Raw genomic sequence first — 7,128 nt, forward strand, 5'->3', positions numbered from 1 at the left:
CAACTTCAACACGCGGGCGCAAAATTCGCAGAAAAGCTCTATTCCTGTCTTGCGTCCTGCATCCTTCCTCTTGTATGTCGCCCCTCACGGAGAGGTGGCCGAGTGGTCGAAGGCGCACGCCTGGAAAGTGTGTAGGCGGGAGACCGTCTCCAGGGTTCGAATCCCTGTCTCTCCGCCATTTAATCTAGCGAACATATTGGGATTCCTTGAGTTTTTCTGTGTCTATCTAATTGGGGTACACTTCGGGGTACATTCTTGCGTAACTTCGGTGAAGACCCGCAAGGCGACATTACTCTCTTTGCCAATATTTTACCACCGGTCCGATTTTTGTCACCATAAGTCGCGAATTATTGAGAGATCCTGTCTTTTTTGACGGTGGCACTATGCATTGTGTCGCGCCGTGGCCCAAAGCGGCCTTTTACTATGGCTACCAGCGCTGCACCGCAGCGTCGCCGAACTCGACATTCGTGCATGTCGCGACATTTCGGAACGCCACATATCGACGGCGCGGTACCGGCCGACACGATGATATGGCCAATGAGAGCGTCAACTTTTTCGCCAGTAATGTTGTCAGTAAACCTCGCGGTCGAGGGTTCCCAACCATATCGGCCAAACTTTGGTCGTCCGATCGGATGCAGAAGCATTCCGTCGAAATCGAAAACCTCGCCTCGGATTAGTTCAACAGCACTGTGATATCTTTAAAAGTTCATGATATGAATGCCGCCCCCTGAAGGCATCCATACCATCGACTTTCTGGCATAGCTCGGGCGCAGGTGGGAAGACGGCCCAGACCCTCACGCCGAAGTACTCGCTATTGGCTCTTTTTTAGATGAGTGCGAAGAATGTGCTTATTAGGATCAAGAAAACCAGATTTCAGAAACCGAGGCCGAATTGTACGAAAACGCATTCAATAAGATCGAGCGAGACCTGCGCGCAGAAGAAGGCATCGCCAACGAACTCGACTACGTTGAACAAACCTCATGGGTGTTGTTCCTCAAATACATGCACGACCTTGAAAACGAACGCCGTGACCGAGCCGAACTGAATGGCGAGGATTACGCGCCGATCATTGATGGCGCGTTCAGGTGGGGCTGCTCAGCAACTTTGGGCTGTGTTGCATAAGCGTCAAGAAACATCGCTAAAGACTGTCCTCAATATTTGCGCGATCGTCGCGCACGGGGGGCGTAAGTCGTGAACATCGAAATTCCATTGTTTTCTGTCGTGATTCCCGCACGCAACGAAGCGGCGAACATCGCGCGGCTGATTGGTGAAATCATGACCCATTGCGCCAGTTTGGGCGCGTTCGAGATCATCGTGGTGGATGATGCCTCGCAAGACGGTATGGCGTCTATCTTGGAGGACATATGCGCGACCACGCCCAGTTTACGGGTATTGCGACATGATCGGTCGGGCGGGCAATCGGCGGCCTTGCACAGCGGCGTGCGCGCCGCACGAGGAGCCGTGATTTGCACCTTGGACGGCGATGGACAAAACCCGCCCTCAGAAATTCCCAAATTGGTGTCCGTCTTTGCCCAAGATTCACACGGGCAATTGGGGCTGGTCGCGGGACAGCGGCTGAAGCGTCAGGATAGCGTTTCAAAGCGATTGGCCTCGAAATTGGCCAATGCGTTGCGGGCAGGTTTGCTGAAGGATGGCACGCGCGACACGGGTTGCGGCCTCAAGGCCTTTCGCCGCGATGCGTTTTTGGGCCTGCCCTTCTTTTGCAATATGCATCGCTATTTGCCCGCCTTGTTTCTGCGCGATGGCTGGAAGATTGCCCATGTCGATGTCGCACATGCGCATCGATGGGGAGGACGGTCCCATTACACCAATTTCAATCGCGCGCTTGAGGGGGTCAGCGACCTGATCGGGGTCATGTGGTTGGTCAAACGCAAAAAGCCCTGTCGGGTTATCAAAGATTCGCAACACGCGCCGCAAGAGGATCAATGATGGACTGGCTGATTTCATTTCTCCGGGTCGATACCCGCGCCGAGGCGCTTTGGGTTGTGTTTGGCTTCGCCGCGCAGGCGATGTTCATGGCACGCTTTGTCGTGCAATGGCTGGCATCCGAACGCGCCAAGGCTTCGATCATGCCGATTGCCTTTTGGTATTTCTCGCTCGCGGGCGGGGTTATGTTGCTATCATACGCGATCCATCGCCAAGACCCCGTCTTTATCATGGGTCAAGCCTTGGGGTTGAGCATCTATATGCGCAACCTGTGGTTCATCCACCGCAAGAAACCTGCCACTCCGCCAAGCGAGCCGGCCCAAACATCGCGCAAGGACTAATGTATTTCGAAGATGTGAAAGCGAATATCCTCGCCATCGCCGAAATTGAATAAATCCATCACCTGTTCGGCGGGCAGGTCGGGCTCAAGGGCTGCAAAGCTCGCGCGTTCAGCATCGGAAATTGCCGCCAGCAGACAGCCGCCTTGCGAGCGCTGGATGTCGGCCTGTGCAGCAATTTCCGCCCCCGATCCAAAGCGCAGATCGCGCTTGGTCAGGAACAGCAGCGATGCTTCCCAATACCCCGCCACCCAAAATTCGCAATCGGGACTTTGAGCAGCACGGTCGGCCAAGGCCACCGATGGCCAAAGACGGTCCATCCGCGCAAGCGTTGGGTAAAGTGCGATGGACACCCCCAAACTGACCACCATCGCGCCGACCGCCAACCCGCCCCATGATCGACGCGCCAGCATCAGCCAAACCAAAGGCAGGCCGATGATCGACGCCGCACCACCCAGATAATAATGGTTTGAAAGATCAACCAGCACCATATTTGCGCCGAATGCGAAGGCACCAAGCACGATCAAAGGGACGACCCCAACCAGCGCAGCCGCGCGCAAGGCCCATTTGTGAGGGCGGCTATTGGCCTGCCACAGCGCCCAAATCATCATGACCGCGATCGCGGGATAGGTGGGCATGACGTAATGGGGCAGCTTGGTTGAGGCAATTTCAAAGGCCAACCATGTGGGCAATATCCATGACAGAGAAAGTTGCACCCAAAGAGTTTTTCGCAATGACCAAATCGCTGGAATACCGGCTGCAAAAACCATCGAGGCAGGAAAAAAGGTAACCCAAAACAGCACCAGATATGTGCCAAATGGCGCGCCGTGGCCTTCTTGTCCTTCGTGGATTTTTCCCAAGAAGTCGCGCATCAAGGAGGCCTGCCAAAACAATCCATCACTGCGCAGCGTAATGGCGACATACCAAGGCAAAACAAGCGCCAGAAACACCAATAACCCCGCCATTGGCCGCAGATAGCGCAGAAAGTCCAAACTGCGGGATTTCCAGCTTATGAAGGTCAAAATCGGCACCAAGATCAAAAAGACAATTGGACCTTTGATCAGAACCGAGGCCGCAATTGCGCCCCAAAAGAGGGCAAATGCGCCCCAGTCAAGGCGCGCCAATGGCGCGAATTTCAACTCATGAGACAGTGGATCATTGTGCCGCAGGACCGCGCGCAAAACCACAAATACAGCGATCAATATTATGAATAGCAGCATGGCATCGGTTTTTCCGATGCGCGCCTCGCCGCCCAAGACCAAAGTCGCGCCCATCAACGCGGCCGCACAAAACGCCATCGGAACGGGCAAGACCAACCGCGCGATGGCAAAGCTCATCAAGACAACACCGACGGCCCCAATCTGAGAGACCGCGCGGTAGCTTTGCACCAGATCGGGTGCCCCTGTCAGCGCCGCAAAACCCGATTGCAGCCAATAGATGCCCACAGGTTTGTTGTAGCGCGGCCCATCGCCAAGACGCAGGTCAATATAATCGCCTGATTGCAGCATCTGCGCCGATGTTTGCACAAAGCGCGCTTCGTCTCGATCCAAGATCGGCAAAGAATAAAAGCCAGGGCTAAAGACCAAAATACTCAGTACAACAAGCGCGCCAATCCACAAATACTCTGTCTTGCGCATTGCCTGTTCCCCTTCCCGCAAAGCCCCGCCGTGCTGTCACATTGGTTACGCATTGATTCCATATCTATGTGACCAAATCACGTCAGTTAGAACCGATATGCCGCTATGAAAACCCATCAGGTTGATGATATGCGCGAAATGCGCGGGCGCAAATTGGTCACTTACCGACGCTGGATTCGGCTGAGCGCCAATCGATTGCACAAAACAGCGACACAAACGCTTATTTTGGCCGCGCAGTCAGCAAGGGCGCGGGGTCTTTGGACATATAAGGCTTTCGTGTGGGGGGTAAGATTGGCCTTTGGTCAGGCTTTGCGCGGCGCATCGGTGGCGACGATCCTAACCTTGGTGGTTGCCTTTGGCGCGGGACGGATCGAAAAAACAGGCGATCATCTTCAAATCGCTTTGCCACTGATGGCATTGGGCTGTGCTGCGGTGAATGGAAACGCGCTTGACACATTTGGGCGATTTACTGCGCTGATGGCAACCGTGCATCTGCAAAAACGCCTCCTTGGGGATGCTCAGATCAATCAACGCCCAAATGGCGGCACAATGGGGTTTCCCTCGGGCCACACCGCCAGTGCCGTCTTTGGCGCATCGCGCTTGGCGCATGAATGTTTGCGCAGCAATCCAGTTGCACAGGTGGCTGTCGGGTTATCGGCCGCCTATGTCGGGGGCTCGCGCATTTCGGTCGGCGCGCATAGCTATTGGCAGGTTTTGTCGGGCGTGATCTTTGCCCTACTGTTTGATCGGATCAACCGCCCCATGATCGCACGTCTGCGGAAACGTTGGGCGCGCAATTCCCGAAAAGTGCTGGTGATGGTCAATTCCATTTATCGGGTTTGCCCCCCGCTGCGGCTTGAGCGGCTTGAAGACCTCAGCCGCGCTTCCCTGATCACCCTATGGGCGTATAGTGCTTTGGTCGTTTCGGTTCTCTTCACCTTGGGTCCAGCGCTTGATCTTACGATCACGGGGCTCTTTTATCGCCAAGGCGGCGGGTTTCCCGCAGCAGAATGGCCCGTTGTTCAGTTTCTCCGCCACGCCTTGATGAATACGATGCATCTGTTGGCGCTATTTTCCCTGATCGCATTAGGCGTGACGTGGCGCTTTGGCGGACGGCTGCTGTATCTGGGCGCGCGAGCTTGGGGGTATTTCACCGCCGTCATGATCTTGGGGCCAGGGATCATGGTGAATATGATCCTAAAAGAACATTGGGGGCGCGCCCGCCCTGTGATGGTGGAAAATTTTGGTGCAGAGGCACAATTCACCCCCGCATTTCTTCCCACCGCGCAATGTGACAGCAATTGCTCCTTCGTGTCAGGCGAGGTGTCAGGGGCCACCGCCATTGCCATTTTCTTGATCTTGTTGGTGCTCGAACAAAGGTCGTATTTCAGCGCCAAGATCAAAGCGCGTCTATTCGCTGTTGCACTGACGCTACCGTTGATATCGGCGCTTCAGCGCGTCTCGGCGGGAGCGCATTTCGCTAGCGACGCCTTGCTTGCTATCGCGATCACCTCGGGATTGGCGCTCCTGATCTGGCCATTGATAATGCAGCGGGACACATTGAAATGGTGGGACCACTTCAGACCACGCACGCCGTCAGCGCTGCAATACATCGATCGCAAGCTTCGCTCGCGCAGCTGAGCAAGGATCTGGGCATCAACCCCAAAACTGTAGCGAAGTGGCGCGTACGCCAGACTGTTGAAGACCTCAAGTCTGGGCCTCCTCAGCCTCGGTCAACGGTCTTGACCGAGGCTGAGGAGGCCACCAACGTCGCATTCAGACGGCACAGCTTGTTGCCGCTGGACGATTGTCTTTATTCTCTTCAACCAACGATCTCGCATCTGACGCGTTCGGCGCTGCCTCCAGCGTCATGGCATCTCTCGGCTGCCTAATGTGGAGGGTGACAAGCCGAAGCGTCAGGAGTTCAAGCGCTATCCTATCGGTTTCTTCCACAGAGACATCGCCGAGGTTCAGACGGCGTAGGGCAAGCTTTATCTCTTTGTCCGCATTGAACGCACAAGCAAGTTTGCCGTGTCCCTACTCGTCGAGAAGGCAGATAGGAAGACCGCTTGGGAGTTCTTACAGCTCATGCTCTAAGCCGTGCCTGATCACGTCCACACCGTTTTGACCGACAACGGCATCCAGTTCGCTGTGCAACCGCGCAATCGCAACACCGCATATTCAAGGCCAATGCGCTTCAACATGATCTGTGAGGCCAACGGTATGGAAAACCGCCTTACCAAGCCAAACCATCCGTGGACCAACGGTCAGGTGGAGCGCATGAACAGCACCATCAAGGACGCGACGGTCAAGCGTTTCCACTACGATGACCACCAACTGCGCATCCATTTGGCGGACTTCATGGCAGCCTACAACTTCGCGCGCGGACTCAAGACCCTCGGCGGCCTCACACCTTACGAATAGATCTGCATAATGTGGACTTCTGAGCCAGAAAGATTCATCTTAAATCCGATCCACCAGATGCTAGGACTAAATACCTAGCTTATTGCCGGATCATTGAGGGTTTGATAAGCTGATTTCACAGAAGACTGCTACACATTCTGCTCCACATGAAAATAACTTCGGTCTCTCTGTATATTTGAAAATTAACAAATTTCTACAGTCGTATGCCTGCTAACAATGGACTGTCTCTCCGCCACTTACCCTTTTTACTATATATTGCTGAAGTTTTTAGAGGCTCCAACGCTTCACTTCCCCACACGTTTACCCCACACGTTTCTGACCAACGTAGCGATATTGAGAGCCTACAATACTATCCTAATAGCTTGGCAAATGATGGGCGTTATGATTTGCTCAAATGAGAGCGATCGCGGAGAAAAAATCAACTGGGCCAAGGGTTTGCTGCGAGAAAAAAGGACTAGTGTATGAAATGCTTACTGACAGCCACACTAAGTCCTCAACGCCGAATGGTTTCACACAACCAAACAAGCTCAGGTCGCCATCAATGTCTGGCTTAGGCAATACAACCAAATCCGCCCTCATCATGCCCTAACTATGTGTCCGCCCGCCCCAGAAACCTTATTAGAGAAACCCCAAATTAATGGTCCTAAACGACGGAGCTAGACAGGTTTCCGTCTCCGAATCCAAGACAAAGATTTGGTTTTGGTGTACCGCTCTGCGATTTAAACTAGATAGAATCTTCACCCTATGAGTTACTGAACCAAAGAACACAATTTGGACATTCT

Annotated in this window: 5 protein-coding genes, 1 tRNA gene and 2 pseudogenes; 7 read left to right on the forward strand and 1 reads right to left on the reverse strand. The window is 54.0% G+C overall.

Going from position 1 to position 7,128, the window contains the following annotated elements:
* Positions 1-88: 88 nt before the first annotated feature.
* The 4 genes from ACTYEO_RS08695 (at position 89) to ACTYEO_RS08710 (ending at position 2,288) form a co-directional block, all read left to right on the forward strand.
* Positions 89-178, forward strand: a tRNA-Ser gene (locus ACTYEO_RS08695).
* Between the two features lie 713 nt (positions 179-891).
* Positions 892-1,122 carry a type I restriction-modification system subunit M N-terminal domain-containing protein gene (locus tag ACTYEO_RS08700; RefSeq protein WP_449323333.1) on the forward strand — a complete coding sequence of 77 codons (231 nt, stop codon included), beginning with the start codon at positions 892-894 and terminating at the stop codon, positions 1,120-1,122.
* Positions 1,123-1,191: 69 nt separating this feature from the next.
* Positions 1,192-1,950 carry a glycosyltransferase family 2 protein gene (locus ACTYEO_RS08705; protein WP_449323334.1) on the forward strand — a complete coding sequence of 253 codons (759 nt, stop codon included), beginning with the start codon at positions 1,192-1,194 and terminating at the stop codon, positions 1,948-1,950.
* A complete protein-coding gene (locus ACTYEO_RS08710; RefSeq protein WP_449323335.1) occupies positions 1,947-2,288 on the forward strand; it encodes a lipid-A-disaccharide synthase N-terminal domain-containing protein in 342 nt (113 codons plus the stop codon). Before ACTYEO_RS08705 ends, ACTYEO_RS08710 begins: the two co-directional genes overlap by 4 nt.
* On the opposite strand, the gene ACTYEO_RS08715 is transcribed toward ACTYEO_RS08710, so the two are convergent.
* Positions 2,285-3,922, reverse strand: coding sequence for an ArnT family glycosyltransferase (locus ACTYEO_RS08715; RefSeq protein WP_449323336.1), 1,638 nt, complete (start codon positions 3,920-3,922; stop codon positions 2,285-2,287). The two genes, ACTYEO_RS08710 and ACTYEO_RS08715, sit on opposite strands and share 4 nt — an antisense overlap.
* Positions 3,923-4,198: 276 nt before the next feature.
* Here ACTYEO_RS08715 and ACTYEO_RS08720 point away from each other — a divergent pair, with 276 nt between their 5' ends.
* The 3 genes and pseudogenes from ACTYEO_RS08720 to ACTYEO_RS08730 all read left to right on the forward strand — a co-directional run.
* Positions 4,199-5,563, forward strand: a complete 1,365-nt coding sequence (locus tag ACTYEO_RS08720) for a phosphatase PAP2 family protein (protein ID WP_449323337.1) — start codon at positions 4,199-4,201, stop codon at positions 5,561-5,563.
* Positions 5,488-6,424, forward strand: a pseudogene (locus ACTYEO_RS08725) (integrase core domain-containing protein). The gene ACTYEO_RS08720 and the pseudogene ACTYEO_RS08725 overlap by 76 nt, the downstream one beginning before the upstream one ends.
* 426 nt (positions 6,425-6,850) lie before the next feature.
* A pseudogene (locus tag ACTYEO_RS08730) lies at positions 6,851-7,006 on the forward strand (integrase core domain-containing protein); the annotation flags it as partial.
* Between the last annotated feature and the right edge of the window lie 122 nt (positions 7,007-7,128).

The sequence above is a fragment of the Rhodophyticola sp. SM2404 genome (assembly GCF_053570515.1).

Excerpts from the sequence above, each read along its gene's own strand:
- ACTYEO_RS08710 (WP_449323335.1), top strand. The coding sequence starts at position 1,947 with ATGATGGACTGGCTGATTTCATTTCTCCGGGTCGATACCCGCGCCGAG.
- ACTYEO_RS08715 (WP_449323336.1), bottom strand. The coding sequence starts at position 3,922 with ATGCGCAAGACAGAGTATTTGTGGATTGGCGCGCTTGTTGTACTGAGT.